This is a genomic window from Oceanobacter kriegii DSM 6294, from assembly GCF_000422845.1.
GTDB lineage: Bacteria > Pseudomonadota > Gammaproteobacteria > Pseudomonadales > Oceanobacteraceae > Oceanobacter > Oceanobacter kriegii.
In genome coordinates this window covers 16471-37868 of the sequence record NZ_KE383932.1, presented here as the reverse complement: position 1 = coordinate 37868, position 21398 = coordinate 16471, and the positions used below count along the sequence as shown (strand labels likewise).

The 21398-nt window shown below is 56.0% G+C and carries 18 protein-coding genes and 1 pseudogene; 9 read left to right on the top strand and 10 right to left on the bottom strand.

Going from position 1 to position 21398, the window contains the following annotated elements; all coding sequences use genetic code 11:
* Positions 1-54 precede the first annotated feature (54 nt).
* The 4 genes from G516_RS23025 to rpe form a co-directional block, all read right to left on the bottom strand.
* Complete coding sequence (locus tag G516_RS23025; protein WP_051219545.1) at positions 55-1494, bottom strand: DNA recombination protein RmuC; 1440 nt, start codon at positions 1492-1494, stop codon at positions 55-57.
* Positions 1494-2168 (bottom strand): hypothetical protein, encoded by a 675-nt coding sequence (locus G516_RS0116710; RefSeq protein WP_156879082.1) that lies wholly within the window; start codon positions 2166-2168, stop codon positions 1494-1496. Before G516_RS0116710 ends, G516_RS23025 begins: the two co-directional genes overlap by 1 nt.
* Positions 2169-2217: 49 nt before the next feature.
* Positions 2218-2946 carry a phosphoglycolate phosphatase gene (locus G516_RS0116705; protein ID WP_051219544.1) on the bottom strand — a complete coding sequence of 243 codons (729 nt, stop codon included), beginning with the start codon at positions 2944-2946 and terminating at the stop codon, positions 2218-2220.
* 86 nt (positions 2947-3032) lie between these two features.
* Positions 3033-3716 carry a ribulose-phosphate 3-epimerase gene (gene rpe, locus G516_RS0116700; protein WP_036537208.1) on the bottom strand — a complete coding sequence of 228 codons (684 nt, stop codon included), beginning with the start codon at positions 3714-3716 and terminating at the stop codon, positions 3033-3035.
* A gap of 185 nt (positions 3717-3901) precedes the next feature.
* Here rpe and G516_RS0116695 point away from each other — a divergent pair, with 185 nt between their 5' ends.
* The 5 genes from G516_RS0116695 to G516_RS24100 all read left to right on the top strand — a co-directional run bounded on the left by G516_RS0116695 (position 3902) and on the right by G516_RS24100 (position 9277).
* On the top strand, positions 3902-5269 hold the full coding sequence (locus G516_RS0116695) for a DUF3530 family protein (protein WP_169449554.1): 1368 nt from the start codon (positions 3902-3904) through the stop codon (positions 5267-5269).
* Between the two features lie 128 nt (positions 5270-5397).
* On the top strand, positions 5398-5988 hold the full coding sequence (locus G516_RS0116690; RefSeq protein ID WP_028294603.1) for a hypothetical protein: 591 nt from the start codon (positions 5398-5400) through the stop codon (positions 5986-5988).
* Positions 5989-6078: 90 nt separating this feature from the next.
* On the top strand, positions 6079-6813 hold the full coding sequence (locus G516_RS0116685) for an oxygen-binding di-iron domain-containing protein (RefSeq protein ID WP_028294602.1): 735 nt from the start codon (positions 6079-6081) through the stop codon (positions 6811-6813).
* Between the two features lie 133 nt (positions 6814-6946).
* Positions 6947-8140 (top strand): MFS transporter, encoded by a 1194-nt coding sequence (locus tag G516_RS0116680; RefSeq protein ID WP_156879081.1) that lies wholly within the window; start codon positions 6947-6949, stop codon positions 8138-8140.
* Between the two features lie 240 nt (positions 8141-8380).
* A complete protein-coding gene (locus G516_RS24100; RefSeq protein WP_051219543.1) occupies positions 8381-9277 on the top strand; it encodes a methylated-DNA--[protein]-cysteine S-methyltransferase in 897 nt (298 codons plus the stop codon).
* On the opposite strand, the pseudogene G516_RS24790 reads toward G516_RS24100, so the two are convergent.
* The 3 genes and pseudogenes from G516_RS24790 to G516_RS23005 all read right to left on the bottom strand — a co-directional run.
* Positions 9266-9499: pseudogene (locus tag G516_RS24790) on the bottom strand (DUF924 family protein); the annotation flags it as partial. The gene G516_RS24100 and the pseudogene G516_RS24790 overlap by 12 nt on opposite strands.
* 246 nt (positions 9500-9745) lie before the next feature.
* The gene (locus G516_RS23010; RefSeq protein ID WP_051219542.1) at positions 9746-10081 is read right to left on the bottom strand and encodes a DUF924 family protein; all 336 of its coding nucleotides are present in this window, start codon (positions 10079-10081) and stop codon (positions 9746-9748) included.
* Positions 10074-11294, bottom strand: coding sequence for a zinc-binding metallopeptidase family protein (locus tag G516_RS23005; protein ID WP_051219541.1), 1221 nt, complete (start codon positions 11292-11294; stop codon positions 10074-10076). The genes G516_RS23010 and G516_RS23005 overlap by 8 nt, the downstream gene beginning before the upstream one ends.
* Before the next feature lie 271 nt (positions 11295-11565).
* Here G516_RS23005 and G516_RS0116660 point away from each other — a divergent pair, with 271 nt between their 5' ends.
* Both G516_RS0116660 and nhaD read left to right on the top strand, forming a co-directional pair.
* A complete protein-coding gene (locus G516_RS0116660; RefSeq protein ID WP_028294600.1) occupies positions 11566-12189 on the top strand; it encodes a cyclic nucleotide-binding domain-containing protein in 624 nt (207 codons plus the stop codon).
* A gap of 281 nt (positions 12190-12470) precedes the next feature.
* Positions 12471-13727 carry a sodium:proton antiporter NhaD gene (nhaD, locus tag G516_RS0116655; protein WP_028294599.1) on the top strand — a complete coding sequence of 419 codons (1257 nt, stop codon included), beginning with the start codon at positions 12471-12473 and terminating at the stop codon, positions 13725-13727.
* 164 nt (positions 13728-13891) lie between these two features.
* Here nhaD and G516_RS0116650 read toward each other — a convergent pair whose 3' ends face one another.
* The 3 genes from G516_RS0116650 to dnaE form a co-directional block, all read right to left on the bottom strand.
* Complete coding sequence (locus G516_RS0116650; RefSeq protein WP_028294598.1) at positions 13892-14683, bottom strand: hypothetical protein; 792 nt, start codon at positions 14681-14683, stop codon at positions 13892-13894.
* Between the two features lie 180 nt (positions 14684-14863).
* Positions 14864-16333 (bottom strand): tRNA lysidine(34) synthetase TilS, encoded by a 1470-nt coding sequence (tilS, locus tag G516_RS0116645; protein ID WP_028294597.1) that lies wholly within the window; start codon positions 16331-16333, stop codon positions 14864-14866.
* A complete protein-coding gene (gene dnaE / locus G516_RS0116640; protein WP_028294596.1) occupies positions 16333-19845 on the bottom strand; it encodes a DNA polymerase III subunit alpha in 3513 nt (1170 codons plus the stop codon). The genes tilS and dnaE overlap by 1 nt, the downstream gene beginning before the upstream one ends.
* A 305-nt stretch (positions 19846-20150) precedes the next feature.
* Here dnaE and G516_RS0116635 point away from each other — a divergent pair, with 305 nt between their 5' ends.
* Both G516_RS0116635 and G516_RS0116630 read left to right on the top strand, forming a co-directional pair.
* Entirely contained in the window at positions 20151-20675 is a 525-nt protein-coding gene (locus tag G516_RS0116635) for a lamin tail domain-containing protein (protein WP_028294595.1), read from the top strand.
* A 2-nt stretch (positions 20676-20677) separates the two neighbouring features.
* Complete coding sequence (locus G516_RS0116630; RefSeq protein WP_028294594.1) at positions 20678-21388, top strand: polyphosphate polymerase domain-containing protein; 711 nt, start codon at positions 20678-20680, stop codon at positions 21386-21388.
* Positions 21389-21398 lie beyond the last annotated feature (10 nt).

Below are 21398 nucleotides of genomic sequence, written 5' to 3'. Positions count from 1 at the left end.
ATGAATAAGTATTGTATAGGTTTTAATTAAAAGTTGAACAACAAGAGGAAATTGTCAGTACAGATCAGCCTGGTCGGTTTTTTGTGACGGCTCGTTTAACGACTCATGAAGGTCGGCTTCGGCATTGGCTTCTTCGGTGAGGTTTTTGGCCAGCTCTTTCTTCACCCGGACACCCAGCTTGCGGAAGTTGTCGGCCTGACTGAGCAGGTTGCCACGGCCACTTTTCATGGAATTCCAGGCGTCTTCGTAGCTGTTGTTTACCGTCTTGAGCTGGTTGCCAACCCGGTCGAATTTTTCCACCACCACCGCCAGCTTGTCGTACAGCTTGCTGGCCTGGTCCGCCAGTTTTTCGGTGCTTTGGTTGCGTCGTTCAATGGCCCAGAGGCTGGCGACGGTTCTTAATGTGGCCAGCAATGTGGTCGGCGTTACCACCACAATCTTTTGTTCGAAGGCGGTATTGATCAGGCTTTCGTCGTGCTGAAAAGCCAGCATAAAAGCCGGCTCAATAGGCATAAACAGGAACACAAAATCCGGAGAGTTGAGACCATTCAGATTCTGGTAGGCCTTGTTGCTGAGGCCTTTGACGTGGCTACGCACCGACTCCACATGGCGCTTCAGCGCACTGGCCTGCGCCAGCTCGGTATCGGCATTCACATAATCGGTGTAAGCCGTTAGCGACACCTTGGAATCGACCACAATGTGCTTGTGATCCGGCAGCCGGATGATGACGTCCGGGCGATAGCGCTGGCCGTTGTCGTCGCTGTGGCTTTCTTCACGGACGTACTCTACGCCTTTGCGCAACCCCGAGCTTTCCAGCACGGTTTCCAGCACCATTTCGCCCCAGTTACCCTGGGTTTTGTGCTCGCCACGCAAGGCAGTGGTCAGCGCATGAGCTTCCGAGGTCATTTGCTGATTAAGTTTGTGCAGCTCGATGATTTGCGCCTTGAGAGAAGCGCGATCCTTGGCATCAGAGAGGTGAACGTCTTCGACTTTTTTGCGCAAGCCGTCCAGCTGTTCCCTGAAGGGCGTCAGCAAGGTGTTCAGCCCATGCTGACTTTGCTGGGTAAATTGCTGCTGTTTCTGCTCGAAGATTTTCTGCGACAGGTGTTCAAACTCTGTCAGCAGTTGCTCCTTGTTTTGCTGCAACAGGGCCAGCTTTTCGTCTGCATGTTGCTGCTGCAACTGGCGCGCCTGCTGTTCGCTGGCCAAACGGGTTTGCAGTTGCAACTTTTGCTGCTGCAAACCATTCAACTGCTGTTCCTGTTGCTGAATCAGCCGTTGGGCGTTGTTGTCACGTTCCTGCAGCACCGCATTTTGGGTACGCAGTTGCTCCAGCAACTGCGCGTGTTCACCATCTGCCAGTTGTTGCTGCAGACGGCTGCGTCGCACCAGCAGCTGCTGGGTCAGGCCCGCACCAAGCAAACCGCCCAGCACCAACAATGCCACTACCAGTTGTGGGCCTTCGTTAAACCAGCCAGACAGCGACGCCAACATCAAAATGCTCCCCGCAAGCCAATGCTCAGACCATGCCCTTCAATACTGTGGAAGTTGGTGCGGCTGTACTCAATCTGAAAGGAACGGCTGTTCGACTGCAGCGGGAAGGCGAGCCCGGCACGAATCAGGGGCGAGCAGCCAGTCAGACTAACGGTTTCGGAGTCGCTGTCGCCATCTTCCAGCTTCAGAGTGCCAAGCCAGCAGTGGTGACCGTAGTCGAAGTACGGCCAGATACGGCCGAGAGGGATCTGCACTTTGGCATTCAAGCCCAAGCTGGCGGAGCGAATGTAGCGCAGCTCGCTGTCGTCTTCATCCGGGTCACTCAGCAGGTGAACGCCAACGCCCAGATAGAGCCAGGAACGATAGGAGTAGCCACTTTCAACACGCAAGGTCACGCTGCCAACATACTCCCGTTGGTCGTCGTACTGGCGACGCTGCTGACGCTGAAAATCGTTCGGGTCCCAGTTAAATACCGAATACCCAAACGATCCCTCCAGATAAGGGTACAAATCAGGCACCGGCTCGTTGAAGTAGTCGGCACTCAACTCCTGACCGAAGCTTTCCAGTGTCGGAGCTGGAATATTGAGGCCAACCTGCGCCATTGCAGGCACGGCTCCGAACGTTAGAGCCAGTACAGAAACCGTTTTCCGCAGTCGTTGGCGTGGTGTCAGCATCGCGCTTCCCTATCTGGCTGAATCTGTTTTACCAATTCCGTGGGCTGAATCAGTTGGCCACCAGCAGTTCTTCCAACGACTGGATGATCCGGTTCGGCTGCGCCGTGGCAATGTTTTCGCCGTGGTTGTAGCCATAAGGTACAGCGACCGTCATACAGCCTGCGGCTTTGCCAGCAAACATGTCGTTGCGGGAGTCACCCACCATGATGCAGTGCGTCGGTTCTGCGCCAAGGTGCTGACAGGCGTGCAGAATTTGGCCCGGGTCTGGCTTCTTCTGTTCGAGATCATCGCCACACACCACAAAATCAAACACCGTGCCCCAACCCAATGAGTCGATCAAAGGCTCGGTAAACTTACGCGGCTTGTTGGTCACCATGGCCATCTTCACGCCCATAAACGCCATGCGGGTCAGCGTTTTTTGCACGCCCGGATACACGCCGGTGGCGGTACGCAGGTTGTTCAGGTAGGTGTCATCGAACACCACGCGCGCAGCGGCAACCTGTTCCGCATCCAGCTCGGCGGCTTTCATATCATTACCGTCTGCCAGCGCTCGGCGCACCAGCATGTCAGCGCCATTGCCAACCCATTCGGCGACCAATGCTTCACCGGCTGCGGGGCGATTCAGGCTGACCAACATGGCATCCACCGCACGGGCCAAATCCGGCACACTGTCGATCAGGGTACCGTCGAGGTCGAACAGCACCGCTTCCGGGCGATTGTCTTCACAGCCTTCAACCGCGCTGAAGTAGTCTTCGATGTGGGCGTTCCAGATCGACATGGCAGTTACCTTTCGGGATGGTAAAAAACAAACAGGCTACCGGATGGCAGCCTGTGGACTCAAATGATGACACCAAAGCGGCGCGATCAACGCTTGGCAGCAGCCAATTCAACGCGCATGTCGTCGATCACAGCCTTGTAGTCTGGCTTGCCGAAGATCGCAGAGCCGGCCACGAACATATCAGCACCAGCCTCGGCGATTTCCTTGATGTTGTCGACTTTCACACCGCCGTCGATTTCCAGACGAATATCAAAACCGGATTCATCAATGCGCTTGCGCGCTTCACGCAGCTTGTCGAGGGTTTGTGGAATAAACGACTGACCGCCAAAGCCCGGGTTAACAGACATCAGCAGAATCACATCCAGCTTGTCCATCACGTAATCCAGGTAGTGCAGCGGCGTTGCCGGGTTGAATACCAGACCGGCTTTACAACCGTGGGATTTGATCAGCTGCAAGGTACGGTCGATGTGATCGGACGCTTCCGGGTGGAAGGTGATGTAAGTCGCACCGGCAGCGGCAAAGTCGGCCACCAGGCTGTCGACCGGCGAAACCATCAGGTGAACGTCGATTGGAGCCGTGTAGCCGTGGTCGTCCATGTACTTTTTCAGGGACTTGCAGACCATCGGGCCAATGGTCAGGTTGGGCACGTAATGGTTGTCCATCACATCGAAGTGAACCACGTCAGCACCGGCGTCCAGCACAGCGGCAACGTCATCACCCAAACGAGCAAAGTCAGCGGAAAGAATGGAAGGAGCGATCAGATCAGACATGGTCAGGCACACGGTTGCAAATGAGCGGCTATTGTAAGGGGGAGCCGCTAATTATTAAACCGGCCAGCAAGCGTCAACGCTGTGATTTTATGGGGCTGTCCAATCCGGATATTTGAAGCGGAACGGCTTTTGCAGCCTCCACCAGCGCGTCAATTTTCCGTAGCCACTGCATGAGTCCGATCGCCATGACACCAGACGTTTTGCCCTCGCGCGTTTATGCCAGCCCACTCTCCACCGCATCAGGCCGAAGCGTCGCCCTCGTTTTTTGGACGTTGTGCCTGCTGTTACTGACGCCAGTGCATGCAGAAGAGGCTGCTAGCAATACCGATACTCAAACCGACTTTCAAACCGAAGACAGGGCCAATAATAACGGCGCAAACACCGAGCAAGCTGACAGCAGCAACGGTGAAGCGACACAGATGATGCCCGAGCGGGTCACCCCCAATAGCACCCGCCAGCGCCACGGTGCTATTGCCGAACACCTGACCCTGTTTCAGCGCCAGCAGGAAATGGTTTTGCTGGCCGAAGGCGAAACCCCGTTTTACGGTTTGTTTTTGCAAGAGCGCAGCGGCCGCCCGCAAGGAGCAGCGTTGATTCTGCATGCGCGCGGTGAACACGGATTGTGGCCGCGCTCCGCCGGACACATGCGTGAAAGCCTGCCGGATGTTGGCTGGAGCACGCTGGCCATTGAACTGCCCGACCCGCCGGATTTGCCCATTCCACCCACGGCGCTGTATGCACCGGCACAACCGTTGGATTCAGCCTCGTCAGGCTCGGCCGAAGGCGACCCAGACAGCACAGATTCCGCTTCGTCGACCGGTAACGAGGGCTCTCCAAATGCAGCCGCAGGAAGCGCCGCAGCAGATGCGGCAGCAGCGTCTTCAACAGGAGTCACTGCGCAAGCCGCAGCCAACGCCGGCAAGACCAACAATGCTCCCGGCAGCACAGAAGTAGACCCGGCCAGCACCGACATGACCGGCGAGCCGCCATTACCAGAACGACAAACCGATCCAGCCACCGCCTCCGAACCGGTCGACCCGGTGGTGCAAGAACACAGCGCCCGGCTGACCAACTACGAAACCCTCAGTCAGCAGTACCGCGATGCCATGGTCGCCCGCATCGAACAAGGGGTGGCTTACCTGAAAAGCCGCGGTCAACACAATCTGGTGGTGATTGCCTACGGCAACAGCGCGGGTTGGGCCGGTCAGTGGGTCACCGCCAATACCCGGGTCAACAAAAAAGGGCAGCCGGAACGAGGACTGTCGCTGGTGTTGATCAATGCCATGGAAGATCCGTCAGCGAAGATTCCTATGAACGATCACCTGGTCAAACTGGCTGTACCGGTGTTCGATCTGGTCACGGCCAACCCCGGCGTCAGCGACTATGAAGTGCGTCAGCGCGCCGGTCTGATGCGGCATAAAAACCGCCGTACCTACCAACAGTTCCTGTTGGATGCGCCGATAACGTCAGGAGAAGCCGACGCCGCCATTGTGCGACGCATTCGTGGCTGGTTACGAACCCATGCCGCAGGCACCCGTTTGATTCGGGGCTAGAAGCAGATCGAATCAAAACGCCGAGCAGCCAAAACACTCGGCGGCGCCAGCAAAATCCAAACGGGCTTCTATACTCAAAGGGCCGGTCGTTGGCCGGTTGTCCAATCAACGAGTTCAAGGGTGTTTGAATGGCCACTCCAATTTTTGTCACCGCTGCCAGTATTGCCGCCGAATTGCATCAAGCCATGCTGGAGGCCAAAGGGCTGGCGCTCACGGCCAAGAACGCCCGCGCACTGGCCGTCAGGGCTGGCTCCAAAACCGTTGGATTCAAGGCCATCACCCATTTCATCGACGAACTGGCTTCCGACATCATCCGCCAGAGCCAGTACATCAACGGCGTGTCGGAAAAGCTGTCGCAGCACGCCGTGTCGTTGTGGCGCTCGGATACCGCCGCACGCAAGTTTGAATGGCTGGAGTCGCAGAAACTGCCACACGGCGATTCCCTCTACGACGCCATGCACAACTGCTACAGCGAACGGGAAAAACTGTCGCTGATGTTGAGCCGTGGGCTGCGCGAGCTGGAAGCGCAGCTGGAAGAAGGCGACAAGCACATTCGCACCGCCAACCTGATTGCCACCTCCAGCAAGGTGGAAGCGTCATCCGCCGGTGACTTTCGTGCCCAACTGGAGGTGATAGCCCAGAACATCACCACCACTGCCAACCAGATTCGCCAGCATCTGACCAACGCCAGACGCTTGCTGAACCAGAAACACAGCTAAAGCAAGGCCGCGTCAAAAACAGACCAGCAGTAGGCCAGCAGCAGACGAACTACAGACACAGAGCTTAGAGAAAACCGATCGGGGGATACCATGCAGGCAACAGTGATTTACGAGGACGGCGATCACCGCTGGATTATGTTCGGACGCGACCCCAACAAATCCGAGGGCATCATCGATACCAACCAGTATCTGATCCAAAGCGGTGACCAGGCCATTTTGCTGGACCCGGGCGGTATTGAGTTGTTCGCACCGATGCTGTCGGCGGTACTGAAATTTGTACCGACCGAGAAAATCACTCACCTGTTCGCCAGCCACCAGGACCCCGACATCATATCGTCGCTGGGGCTGTGGGATCAGGCGCTGCCCAATGCCAAGCTGTATTCGCCTTGGCTGTGGGAGAGCTTTATTCGCCATTTTGGCATGGAGCGCATCGAGTTCTGCGCCATCCCGGACGAAGGCCAGACCATCTCGCTGGGCCGTATCCAGCTGCAATTTATGCCGGCTCACTACCTGCATTCACCGGGTAACTTCCATGTTTACGACCCCAAAGCCAAAATCCTGATGAGCGGTGAGATTGGCGGCTACATCGAGAATAACGAAGCCTCGCTGTACGTCGATAACATGACCAGCCACATGCAGAAGATGCGCAAGTTCCACCAACGCTGGTTGCCTTCCAACGAAGCCAAGCAGGACTGGATTCGACGGGTACGCCAGCTCGACGTCGACATCATGGCGCCGCAGCACGGCTGTCTGTTCCAGAACCAGCAAGTCAGCGAGTTCCTCAACTGGCTGGAAGAACTGCCCGTCGGTATCGCTGTACGCTGATTTCTCCTTCTTATAAATTGGCCCGCTACCAGCAGTACGTTTATCGAAACGTACTGTTTATGGCGGGCCTTTTGCCTGCTCTGCGCATACTGATTAGACTTCCCGGCTTTTGTACCCTGCGCCGGACGCCCCTTTGAATACATCCATTCGCCAACTCGTTATCCAGCTGTTTTTACCCGTGTATTTGCCCGGCATTCTTACCGCCATGGCCCAAACCTCGGTGCTGGTGCTACTGCCTATGTACGTACTGGAACTCGGATTCGATGCCTCAATCGCGGCATTGATGTTGGCTTCCCGTGGCGTCGGTCAGTTGTTGGGGGATGTGCCAGCAGGCATTGTGGCATCGAAGTTCGGCGATCGCGGCTGTCTGCTGTTGGGCAATATCGGCTATGTGATTGGTTACAGCCTGATGGCCTGTGGCAACAACCCTATCCTATTGGGCATTGGCGGCATCATTGCCGGTCTTTCAATGTCGTTCGCCCTGCTTGGTCGTCAGGCCTATATCAGCCACCGTTCTCTGCCTAACCAACGAGGCAGAGCCTTGTCTCTGGTGGCTGGCGGCATGCGCATAGGCTCTCTCATTGGCCCTGTGATCGGCGGTCTGGTGGCTTCCCATTACAGCTATCAGGTGGCGTTCCTGTGCATGGTGGCACTCAGCGTGCTGGCTCTGGTTCTGGTGCTGATGACCGCTGAAAAAGGCCAACCGGAGGCCACCGATACTCCTCATTCCATGGGCGCAATTTTGCGTATTCTGGTCGACCACAAGCAGGCCTTTCTGAGCGCGGGGCTGGCCATGATCATGTTGCAATTTATGCGGGCAGGCCGAATCACCCTACTGCCATTGGCAGGCAGTTCGGTGGGACTGAACGTCGCCGAAGTCGGCTTTTTGGTGTCGGCAGCGGCCTTTATGGACAGCCTGATGTTTGTACCCGCCGGCATCATCATGGACCGCTGGGGCCGTAAGGCCGCAGCAGCACCCAGCTTGATCATCTTCGCCCTCGGCCTCAGTTTGTTAGCCTGGGCAGACAGCTACGCCGCCTTGCTGGCCGGTGCACTGTTAATTGGTACGGGGAATGGCCTCAGCGCGGGTCTGGTGATGGTGTTGGGAGTCGACTTTGCCCCCGAAAAAGGCCGGGCCCGCTTTATTGGCGTATGGAAACTGGTGTCAGACTCCGGTCAGGCCGCCGCGCCGCTGGTGATCAGCGGCATGCTGACGGTCACCAGTCTGCTGGTAACCACTCAGGCCGTCGCCATGGCCGGTTTTTTTGGTTTCTATTGGCTGCGCACGCGGGTGCAGGAGACTCTTCAGAAAACCGAGGGTTCATAGCACTAACTTAAAGCAGGCACCGGGCCGTAACTCTGCTCAAATGAAATCTGTGTAAGAATTAATCAGACCTAAGGGTAAAAGCCATATACCAATTCGTGCTATCCCGACATTGTCGCTAGAGCAATGTCGGAGGCCTCAGTATATTCGACGGCCGCTTTGGAAAACCGCCCCGAAACGTGGACGTCGAACAACGATAAATCCTGACGAACACACGGTCACTGGTAAAAGGTCATTGATAGTATGGATGCAACGTATTCCCGTCGTATTGCAGCATTTGCTCAGTCTCTTTCGACCCCATCACGCTCTTCCTACCGTCAGCTCTCCCGTCAGTTGGGTCAGCTGGCCGACTCTGGTCAATTGCCGATCAAAGCCATCAAGGAACCACACCGGTCCAGTCAGGTGTTGCTGTCGTTGTTCCGCCATGAGTCCGTGGGTGCTCACGATACCCGAACCAAAGGCATTGCCAGCGTTTCATTGCCGGCTCGCGCTGGCAGCCGTCGGTCGTCGAATGTACTGAGCTGCCGTTTTATCAGTGGTGAGAACCACAGTGTCGATACCATTCAATACGGCACGGCCCTGAGCATCTACGGCGAAACCTTCGTCGCCTGGAGTGACGAAGGAATTTGTCAGATCAGTTTTCTGGACGCGGATTTTCTGGAACCTTCTCATGCCCTGGCGCATCAGGGGCTGACCCTGTACGACGCCATTGAAGCGCTATTGCGGCGCTGGCCCAAAGCCACCATTGAGGAAAACAACAATCAGGCGCACGCGCTGGTCGAATCCATCGTCTGCCTGCAAACCGGCCGTACCGATCATCTGAAAGCGCCCTTGCAACTATTGATCAAAGGCAGCGATTTCCAGTTGGATGTCTGGCGACAACTGCTGCACATTGGTTACGGCGAGCTAACCACCTATGGCGCATTGGCCAAACGACTGGGACGCCCGAACGCCTCTCAGGCGGTCGGTAACGCTGTGGGCGCCAACCCGATCGCCGGACTGATTCCCTGTCACAGGGTCGTTCGTGCCGAGGGCGGCATGGGCGGCTACCGCTGGGGTATTCCACGTAAGGTCACCATGCTGTTGCACGAGCAGAGCACCTGTTATTTAGCCGACCAGCACGCCTTGTCAGAAAGATGAGCCCGGCTGCTTCAAGAACGCCAGCTCCTCATCTGTGGAGGCTCGGCCAAGGGCTGCATTGCGATGAGGGTAACGACCAAACCGGGCAATGATATCGCGGTGCCGGATTTCAAATTCTAGATTGTTCTCCAACCCTGGCTGGCTGAACAAACGCATCGCTTCCTCATGCACCACCAACGACTCGCTGTGCATGTACGGCATGTACAAGAACGCTTGGGACCCTCTGAATAACTCTGCACAGCTCTGCGCGAGTCCTGCAGGTCGTAAGAACAAGGCGGCGAATGCAGCGGAATGGCGGGCCCTTTCCAAATTCGCCAACGCCGTTCTAGCGGCCTGCAGGCCGCGCCCTACGGGGATGGCAGGGCATTGCTGACTCTGTGTCGCTGATCTTTGACTTGACCCGTCAGGCCTGCAAATCAGCTTCGTGATTCAGCGTCGCCCAGTCATCCAGAGCGGGCACTGAGTTGTTCAGAGGGTCCCTTGCTTGTCATGGCTATCCAGCTGCTGATCGTAGCCACCGCGCACCGCTTCCTGAGCCAATGCAAGCGCCATGGGATCGGCGGCAAACGCCGTTGCAGTGTCACGAAACAGGTTCCGTGACAGCTGATCCAGCACAATGATCTCTGCCAGTCGCCCTTCGGCGCTGTCGCGCCACCGCCACAACTCCCCTGCGACCGCTTGTTGGTGCAGCTGCCCAAAACGCCGGCGCAGCTGCTCGTCAAAGTCAGCGGATTTACGAAACCACTGTGCGGGTTCTATTTCTGAGAACCAGAAATCAATCACGGCTTGATACGAATCACTCATTAATCGTTCCTGTTTGGCTAGCTTCTGGCGGTGCTTGCAACTCTGGTTGCTGTGATACTGACGGCTGTGGCTCTGGTTGCTGTGGTTGTGGCGACTGAGAGACAGGAGCAGGCGCTTCAAATCTCTGCTTCCACAACAGTCGATGAATAAACGCCATTTTCTCAATCACGGCAGGCACCAGCACAAAGGGGTAAAGATCGTTTTGTCCCATGCTGCGATTCAAGCTGTTGGCCGCGTAGATGACCGGCAAACAACCCTCGACCACCTCTTCAAAATCGGCACAACGATAGGGATCAAAAGCCGCTGAGCCATGCAAACTGTCGTTAGCGTCCACCGGCTGGATCGACAAGCCGTAATGGAAGGCAGTTTCCAGGGTGTCGCACAGGTGCAGATAGTGCGCCCAGCTTTCCGCCCAGTCTTCCCAGGGATGGGAGCTGGCGTAGGCGCTGACAAAACGGTCTTTCCAATCCGCCGGTGCGCCCTGGTTGTAGTGGGTTTCCAGGCTCGCGCCATAGTCGGCTTGCTCATCGCCAAACCGCTGCCGAAAAGCATCCAGCTCGGTTTCGGATGGCAGCACCAGCACTTCCCAGAAGTAATGGCCCACCTCGTGACGCATGTGGCCCAACAGGGTTCGGTAGCGCTCTTCCATGCTCTCTTTGGCTTTCTCTCGCTCAACTGGGTCGGCCTCGTCGAGATTAATGGTAATGCGTCCGCTGGCATGACCCGTAGTCGCCACCGCGTCCGGCGGCAATGGTTGATCCGGGCTGATGAAGTCGAACGACAAGCCGCTGCTGGCGTCATCCACCTTCGAGATGACCGGCAATTCCAGCCGGTTAAGGCTGTAGATCAAGCGCCGCTTGGCGACCTCCAACTTGCCCCAGGATTCCAGCAACTCCGGTTGGCTGGTGTCTGGTATATAGCGATTGAGCTGGCAGCTCTGGCATAGGTCTGAATTGCCATTTTCCGGGCTGTTTTCTGAGCACTCTTCCGACGTATTTTCCGTACTGAATTCAGGGCTGTTATCAGCGTTGTTTTCTGAGCCAAGCGCCCAATTGCAGACACCAAACTGGCGATTGGCGCAGCAGCTGACCTCAGCGGCCGCCAGCATGACATTCTGTTGTGGGTCATAGGCCAGTGCCGCACCACAGGATTCGCAGTCCTGGTTTTCAAAAAACACCGTGTGATCACAACACGGGCAACGGAACAGCTTCATTTCAAACTCCTTTGAGAACCGCCGGCATCACAACACGTGCGGCCAAATGGGCACTCTTATACGTTCTGGCAAATTTGGTCATAATCCGTTCAGAATCAAAAACTTATGCAATGTGTCATTTGTGATTCAAGTCTCAGAATTGTCTTTACGAATGACCTTTTCAGCGCCATCCCCGATGTCAGTCATGAATAGACAATTTCCGTCATCCGCCGCGTGGTATAGTCCTCGTAATCGTTACACTAGATACATTGTTGCAAGCTCAGGATTCTCTATGAGACGCATTACCCGAGAAGAATGCCCACCCGAAACACTGCATCGCCTGTTGGCCGGTGTTACTTTTTACAAAGAGCTGATTGGCAGTGACCAGGCTCAGTTCGAACTGTTGATGTCGATGACACAGTTTGGCATCGCAGATCAGGGAGACATCATTCTCCACAAGGGCGAGCCTGCCAACATCCTGTATTTTATGTTGCGCGGCGAGCTGGAAGTGCTTGGGCCGGACAACGAAACCCCGATCAACGAAATCACCGCCGGGGAGATTCTTGGTGTCATGGCCATGGTCATGAACGACCGTCGCTCGGCCTCGCTGCGAGTAAAGAGCCGCAATGTGATTCTGGCCGGGGTCGACTTTGAACACTTCCGCGATCCGATGGATTTTTCCGTGTTCTCACTGGAAACCAAAATCCGCTTTTTCCGAATGATCAACGCCAACATTCGCTGGAACATCGAAAAGAACCGTTTCGCCAACCCGGAGCACCCGCTGGTCTCCCGTTTGCGTACCGTGCCGCTGTTTACCGGCCAGCGCAACACCGTTGAAGAACTGCAATCCCTGCACGAGCAAGCCCATGTGCATGCTCAACTGTTGTGTGAGTGGAACGACGCTTCCAAAAACTGAAGTGATCGCAGGCGGAAAATTCGCTGTCCGGGCCTGCCTCGGACGGCGTCGGCCGTGCCGCTTGGCCTGGCTTTGTTACGTTACCTTTCCCACCCCTTCAAAACCATTCGTACCATTATCAGCACCAAAGTATCAGCCGTATGAGCCATTGATAACTATGCTGATTACAATATCTGCATTAGAATGGCGCTCCCCCTACTTATGGTGATGAAGTCTCTTACCGCCACTATTCCAAAAACATAACGGCCGGAAGAAACCTTCATCGAATTCTGGAGTTCCTGATGTCAGAAGTTCTGAACTATCTGCTGATAGCGCTGGCTGTCCTCGGATTGCTTTCGGTCGTCCTCGAAGAAGTAATCCACGTCAACAAAGCGCAATCGGTACTGTTCTTTGGTGCCCTCTCCTGGGTGCTGCTGTTTATCTTTTCTACCGGTCATCCGGGTGAGCATGATGCCGTGATCTACGGCTTGCAGGAAAACATTGGCGAAATCGCCAGCCTCTGGTTGTTCTTGCTGGCAGCCATGACCTTTGTTGTTTATCTGAACAAGAAAGGCATGATTGAAAGCATGATCTACAAGGTACTGCCGTCGCAGATCAGTGAACGCAAGCTGCTGTTTATGACGGGTATTTTTGCGTTTGTGTTCTCGTCTTTGGCCGACAATATCACCGCCACGCTGATTTCGATCGCGCTGATCCTGTCGCTCAATCTCTCAACCCGTAAAACCCTGCGCTTTGCCACTCTGGTGGTGTTTGCCGTGAACTCGGGCGGTGTTGCCATGATCACCGGTGACGTCACCACCTTGATGATCTTCCTGGAAGGCAAAGTCAGCATTACCAACCTGTTGCTGCTGTCATTGCCAGCCCTGATCGCGGTCTTGTTGCTGGCCACCGTACTGTCGTTGCCGCTGAAAGACACCGCCATCATCGAGCGTAAGGTGCACGAGCTGAACACCATCGACTTTGCCGTCGCCGGTATTTTCATCAGCACCATTATTTCGACCATCGCCTTCAACGTGTTCTTCGATATTCCACCGGTGCTGACCTTCCTGACCGGCTTGTCTGTGATGTTCCTGGTCGCCCGTGCCTTCGGTGAAGACACCGAAAACGACCCGATCATGGACTACATTCGCCAGATCGAATTCGACACCCTGATGTTCTTCCTCGGTATCTTGCTGTTGGTCGGCGCGCTGAAAGAAATCCACGCTCTGGATACTTTCGTGAGCCTCTACGAACATCTGCCAGCCTGGAGCGCCAACTACCTGATGGGCTTGCTGTCATCGCTGATCGACAACGTGCCGTTGACCGCTGCCCTGCTGAAAGCCGACGTTACCATGAGCCTGGCCGAGTGGCTGTCTCTGACCTACGCCGTGGGTGTGGGTGGTTCCTTGCTAATCATTGGTTCTGCCGCTGGCATCGTCGCCATGAGCAAGATCGAAGCCCTGACCTTCGGTTCATACCTGCGTTACATGCTGGCGCTGCTACTGGCCTACACCGTAGGTTACGGTGCGGTATTGGCACTGGGTGTCGCGATCAGCTGATGGCTGGTGGTTGATGGCCCCAGGCTCTGACCAATAGCCAACAAAAAGCCCCTGCGATGCAAGATCGCAGGGGCTTTTTGGTATTCAGAATTGATAGGACCTGCCCGGCGTCCTGGATCAGACCCGGGACCGAGGCAGTAGGACAGAGACACTAGGGTTAGGGGTTATGGCAGCAGAATCTTCAGCTCTACTTCCCCGCCGGTGATGGTTTCTCGCAACGGTTTGGTTTCCGCTTCTTCCGACTCATCCCAGTAAAGCTTACCGGACATATCCATCGCCGACTGTTTCTCTTCGGTGATAAACACATTCCCCAGCAGATGCGATGAACTGGCGTCGTAAGCCAGTTGGTCACCCCACTCCATCTCGGGCAGGCTCAGGTCCAGCGGCTGTTTGATCGTCACTTCGCCATTGGCTTCCCGTCGTGCTTGCTGACGCAGCTGTTGCTGCTGCTCAGAAGGCAGGGTAAATGGCTCTGGGGCTTCGTCGCTCTGGATATCCAACTCGGCACTGGATGCGCTATCCGATACAGCTGCGCCTGAAAGCTCGGCTGTCCCCGCACCGGTGGCAAGCTCAACCGCTCCCGCGTCCGACTCGGGAAACTCCCGCGAAATGGCTTGCTGAATTTGCAGCTGGGTATTGGTTTCAGGGGCGGCATGGGCCTGATCTACCGTCATGGCAGTCAGAGCCACCCTGGTGGCTGCCGATTCGGCATTTCCAGTAGACGCAGTACCGCTTGGCGAATAACTTGCCTTGCTTATAGCTGGAGCAGCAGAACCAGCATCACCCGCGCCAGCCGTCACTGAATGCTGCGGGTCTGGGTTACCAGCCACCTGATTCAACAAGCCACTGATCAATGGGAAATCTGCCACGGCAGCTGGCAGCTGGTCACGGTATTGAACACCGACACCCGCAGCACAGACCACCAACAGCGAAAGGACGGAAAGAAAACGCTTCATGCAACCTCGAAAAACGCTGAACCCGCCCTGCTAAATAACAATCAGGACGGTAGAACACAGTCACTCAATAATGGTACCAATTTGTGTCCGCTTCGAGTCTGAAAATGTGAATCGGTTCAAAAGTGCCCACACGATTTCTACAGCATCGTGTTTTTGTACCATTCAGTTGTGACAGGCCCGTCAGGCACGACGATAGTTACCAAGCGCCAGGTCGGGTTTTAAGCCCCTGTCGTCCAGTTGATCGTCGTTCAGTAGAGGGTCAACGAGAAGAGCGCCGTCCAGCAAAGCACCGTCCAGCATCACACCCAACACACCGCACAGCCGCCAATGGCCTTGCGGGTTGTCAGACTCTTCCCAGCGCAGCAACAACGGCCAGCAAGGCCTTAGCCAAGCCGGAATCTGCGCTTCCTGCCACACATGTTTTAAGGTTTTGGAAGGACGACCAACAGGCTTCAGGCTGGCTTTATTGCTCAGCCCTGCCAATGGCTGGCAGCTGATGCGGTAACGTCCGGGCGGTAAATCCGGCAGACCAACCTTACCGCCCGCCCAAGGAATATCGCTCAGGTTTTGCCCCGCCACCAGCTCGAACTCATGGGCAGCTTGAGGCACATCAACCGCCTTGTACAAATACAGAACCTGCTGAAAACGACGCAGCTGCCAGGGGCCTATGGCCATCTGCATCTGGCGGTCGTCTGCACTGCGGGCCTGCATCAGCAACTGTTGCAGCCAGTCGTCCGATGGTAAGTGCAGCCCGAGGCTCTGTAGCCAGTGACGCAGCAACAATGGATGCAACAAGGGAGCTTGCTGCTCAATGGCCGCCAAGCTGAACGCGGTCGTGGCGGTTGAAGGATACCTTGATTCCAACACGCAGCTGGCCAACACCGGTTCAAGCAGCAGGTTGAGCGCTTGCTGCTCCTGCTGTAAGTGCTCGATGGTGCGTTGCAGTGATTGTTTGCGACCGGGAAAACGCTGCTCAATGGCGGGTAAGCACTGCTGCCGCCACCAATTACGTTCATAGCCGGTGTCGGTATTGGAGGGGTCTTCGACCCAATGCAGCTGGAAATACTCTGCCCAATGCTGCAATACCGTTCGCGGAGTACTGAGCAGAGGCCGAACAATAGTCACCGTGCTGCTGGCCGATAGGGGTCGTTTGGCCGGCATAGACAAACCGCCAAGGCCACTGCCGCGGCTGGCACGACTGAGGAAGGTTTCCAGTTGATCGTCGGCGTGGTGGCCCATCAGCAATACGGAATTTGGCTGACACTGCTGCTCGAACACCTTGTAACGAGCCTGCCGTGCGGCTTGCTCAATACCGTCGCCATGATTTTCTACCGCCACCCGCTCACTGATAAAGCCCAGTTGCAGTTGTGCCGCCAGCTGTTTGCAGAACGCCAGCCAATGGTCGGCCTCGGCCATCAGGCCATGGTGAACGTGGATCGCAGAAATATTGGGATAACTGGAGGAATGAGAAGTTCTGGCGACGCGCCAACAGGCCAACAGGTGTGTCAGCACCACCGAATCCATGCCGCCGCTAAGGGCAACATACACTTGCGACTTGCCTGCCAGCTGTTGGTCGAAGTCGGCGAACAGCTGCTGTTGAAAGGGCTGCAGCGAGGCAGGCAAAGCGTCCAACAGCAAGCTGACGGACATCAGTTAAACACCAGCTCCACCGCATCTTCGCCGTATTCGTAGCGCAGTTGCAGCAACTGGTCGTCGCTGGGGTCTACCCGCCATTCATCGCCCAAGCGAATATCGCAGCGGGCGCTGTCGTTGCGGTAGTCCAGCACAATCGGGCAGCCGTCCTGCATTGGTTGCAGCAGCTTGCCTAACGACTGACAGAACTTGTCGTTGAGCTGTTCGCTGTCCATGCGAATACGAATGGCCTGGGCGAAGGCCAAACGGGCCTGACCAATTTCCATCGCACTACGACCAGTGGCCTTGAGGCCGCCGGAATAGGAATCGTGGGAAATAAGTGCTTCCACCACCAGCACCTTGTCCTTGGCGACCACTTCACGCACTTGCTCGTAGACGTCCGAGAACAGCGCGACTTCCATGCGTCCCGAACGGTCGTCCAGAGTGACAAAGCACATATTGTCGCCACGCTTGTTCTTCATCACCCGCATGTCGACCACCAGCCCCGACAGCTTTTGAGGCTTTTTGCTTTCTTGCAGGTTCACCAGCTTGTGGGGAGCCAGCTGACGCACTTCCGCTTCGTATTCGTCGAACGGGTGACCAGTAACAAACAGGCCCAGAGTGTCTTTTTCGCCAGCCAGCCGCTGCTTCAGCGGCCAATCGCGCTCACCACGGTGACGCTCATAAGGATCGGCGGTGGCGGCTGCTTCGGCTTCGACTTCACCAAACAGGTCGAACATGCCAGCGGCTTCGTTGGCGGCACTTTGGCCCGCGCTCTTGATGGCATCTTCAATGCTGGCCATCAGTACCGCACGAGGGGCCTGCACTTCGAGGTTGTCGAACGCACCACAACGCACCAGCGCTTCCAGTACCCGCTTATTGAGCTTTTTCGCATCCACGCGCTGACAGAAGTCGAACAGATCGCGGAACGGGCCGCCTTCGTTACGGGCGGCAATAATGGCTTCAATCGGGCCTTCACCTACGCCTTTCACCGCGCCAAGGCCGTACACCACCGCACCGGCGTCGTTCACGGTAAAGCCGTAGACCGACTGATTAACGTCTGGCAGTACAATGTCGAGGCCCATTTCCCGACATTCTTCAATAAAGATCACCACCTTGTCGGTGGTCTGCATATCCGAGGTCAGTACCGCCGCCATAAACGGCGCTGGATAATGGGTTTTCAGCCACAGGGTCTGATACGACACCAGTGCGTAAGCCGCAGAGTGGGATTTGTTAAAACCGTAACCGGCGAATTTTTCCACCAGGTCGAAGATTTTCATGGCCAGATCGGGGTCGACGCCTTCGCTGATGGCACCGGAGCGGAACAAGTCCCGCTGCTTGGCCATTTCCTCCGGCTTCTTCTTACCCATGGCTCGACGCAGCATGTCGGCGCCACCAAGGCTGTAGCCCGCCAGCGCCTGACCGATCTGCATTACCTGTTCCTGATAAACGATAACCCCGTAGGTCGGCGTCAGCAGGTCTTTCAGGCGTTCGTGCTGGAAGTCCGGGTGCGGATAAGCGACTTCGGCACGGCCGTGCTTACGGTTAATAAAGTCGTCCACCATGCCGGATTCCAGCGGGCCCGGACGGAACAGTGCCACCAGGGCGATCATGTCTTCCAGGTTATCCGGCTGCAGGCGGCGGATCAGGTCTTTCATACCGCGGGATTCAAGCTGGAACACCGCGGTGGTTTTGGCTTCTTTCAGCAGCGTGTAGGACGGCTCGTCGTCGAGAGGAATTTCCTCAATCTTGACGTCGGGCAGGCCTTCCTTGCGCTGCTTGGCGTTGATCATCTCCAACGCCCAGTCGATGATGGTCAGGGTCCGAAGACCCAGGAAGTCGAACTTCACCAGACCGGCTTCTTCCACGTCGTTCTTGTCGAACTGGGTCACCAGACCGGAGCCGTCATTTTCACTGGCAGTGGCGGAGAAGTCGGTCAGTTTGGTCGGCGCGATAACCACACCACCGGCGTGTTTACCGGTCTGACGGGCAATACCTTCCAGCTTGAGGGCCATTTCCCAGATTTCCTGGGCTTCCTCGTCATCGTTCAGAAACTCTTGTAACGGCTGTTCCTGGCCCAGCGCCTTTTCCAGCGTCATGCCCGGATCACCCGGAATCAGCTTCGACAATTTGTCGGCCAGACCGAACGATTTGCCCTGCGCCCGCGCCACGTCGCGCACTACCGCTTTCGCGGCCATGGTGCCGAAGGTCACGATCTGCGATACCGCCTGACGACCGTAGTTATCGGCCACGTAGGCGATCACCTTCTCACGGTCTTCCATACAGAAGTCGATGTCGAAGTCGGGCATGGATACCCGTTCCGGGTTCAGGAATCGTTCGAACAGCAAATCGTATTGCAGCGGATCAAGGTCGGTAATCTTCTGCGCGTAAGCCACCAGCGAGCCGGCACCAGAACCCCGCCCCGGGCCTACCGGGATGTCGTGATCCTTGGCCCACTGGATAAAGTCCATCACGATCAGGAAGTAGCCGGGGAACCCCATCTGGATAATGATATCCAGCTCGAACTTGAGGCGGTCGTCGTAGGGTTTGCGCTTTTCCGCGTATTCCGGTGAATCTTTTGGGATGCCCGCCAGAATCACCTCAAGACGTTCTTCCAGACCCACACTGGAAATCTTGCGGAAGAACTCGTCTTCGCCCATGCCTTCCGGAATCGGATAGTCCGGCAGGAAGTATTTGCCCAGCAGCACTTCCACCGAACAACGTTTGGCAATTTCAACCGTGTTCTGAATGGCGGATGGAATATCGTGGAACAGCTCGATCATTTCTTCCGGCGAGCGCAAATACTGCTGTTCGCTGTATTCGCGCGGGCGACGTTTGTCTTCCAGTGCATAACCCTGACCAATGGAAACCCGGGTTTCGTGAGCCTCGAAGTCGTCGGCTTTAATAAACCGCACGTCGTTGGTCGCCACCACCGGCACGGTGTATTTGCCCGCCAGCGCGAGACTGGCTTTTACCAGCGTCTCATCGCCCGGGCGACCGGTGCGTTGCAGCTCCAGATAAAAGCGATCACCGAATACATCCAGATACTGCTGCAACAGCGCTTCAGCACCGTCGATCTTGCCTTTCAAAACCCGCTGACCAATATCGCCATCGCGGCAGCCCGACAGAATGATCAGGCCGTCGTGCTGATCAAACAGCCATTCTTTCTTGATGATGGCCAGATCCTGATACTGGTTAACGTACCCTTTGGAGACAATTTCCCGCAGGTTGAGATAACCCGCCGGGGTTTGGCAGAGCGCCGTCAAGCGGAAGGGCTTGTCGGGTTCAACCTCGTTTTCCAGCCACAGATCGGCACCCAGAATCGGTTTGATGCCCTCGCCAAGGCAGCCCTTGTAGAACTTCACCAGCGCGTACATGTTCATCTGGTCGGTCAGCGCGACCGCAGGCATGTTCATGCCCTTGGTGGCACCAATGAGTTTTTTCACCCGAATGGTGCTGTCGTACAGGGAATATTCCGAGTGTACGCGCAAGTGAACAAAGGAAGCTGCTGGGGAAGAAGCTGCAGTCATGAAAGAGGAACCGCTGTCTGGCAAAAATTCAGCGGCAATCATACAACAACACGGGGTGGCTTTCAGGCAAAGGCGCACACAACAATGTCGGACAGAGCCTGACCTTCCATGACCCAATTCTTATCCCGGCCTTAACCGCCTTTCGTACAGAATATTGAATCGCTTCTTCGCACCACCAACGTCGATACACGGGTCCTTAACCCTGTATTAACCCGCTGTGTCACAACATTGCAACAAAGCCAATGATAAGCATTCTCTTTATCAGAAAATGTCATGGCATCCACACACTGACTGTCCAGCTGCCCATGTCCGTACATCCGTTTATCGCTTTCGTCGCCTTTTTGACCGTCGCCACACCGGCCGCCTGGTGGTTTACCCAGCAAGCCGGTGCCAGCCACGTGTTTATTGCCGAAGCCTCGTTTGCCAACAACGACAAACAGGATTGGGTGGCGGTGTACAACCCAACGCTGAACAGCAAATCGCTGAAGGGCTATTACCTGTCGGATGATCTTGATGATCCACTGAAATGGCAGGTTACCAGCGATTGGGTGGTGGCATCCCACGATGCCATTGTGTTTTACGGCAAGTCGGCCAAACAGGCTCCCTACGGAGCACCAAAGCTTAACTTCAACCTCAGCAATGGTGAGACCCTGGTACTCACGGCTCCCGATGGCAGCTCACAGCTGGACCGCATGACGCTGGTTGCGCCACCCAACTACGACGGCGCCTTTACCCTTGGCCGCAGCAGCACCGAAAACCCGACGGTCGAGGTGTTCTACCACGCCAACAGCAGCGCTGGCGCAACCACCGTCGCCGCTGACGGAGTGTAACCATGAGCCAGACGCTGTCGGTCAAACGCCACGAGGTGAAGTTTTTCATCAGCCACGCAGACTACGAATACGCTCGTAACCTGCTGGCCACGCTGATGGATCGCGACCCGAACCAGACCCACGACCGTGGCTACTTTATTCGTAGCCTCTATTTCGACGACATTCTCGATTCCAGCGTTGAAGACAAGCTCGACGGCATTGAACTGCGCGACAAGTACCGTATTCGGGTGTACTCCCCCGATCAGCAGTGGGCCAAGCTGGAACGCAAACGCAAGCACAACCAGTTTGTCGACAAGAGCTCGGTCACCATCAGCCGCGAACAGGCGTTGCAGATGATTGATGGCGACTACGACTTCCTGCTCGACATCGACTCCAACAGTGCCCGTTCGATCTTCTTCGACCTCAAACGGAAGTACTTCCGCCCAACGGTGATGGTGGATTACGACCGCGAGGTATACCTGATGGATTACAACGACATCCGCGTCACCTTCGACATGAACCTGCGGGTGAACACCGAAGACTTCGACCTGTTTTCCGACCAGCTGCAAATGGAAACCCTGCAACGCTTCGACACCATCATCATGGAAGTGAAATTCAATCACTGCCTGCCGAGCTGGTTTCCACAACTGTTCAACCTCAATGGCACCAACGCCCAGGCGATCAGCAAGTACTGCCTGGGCCGTATGCACATGCGCGAATTTTACAGCGGCTGATCGGCCAGCG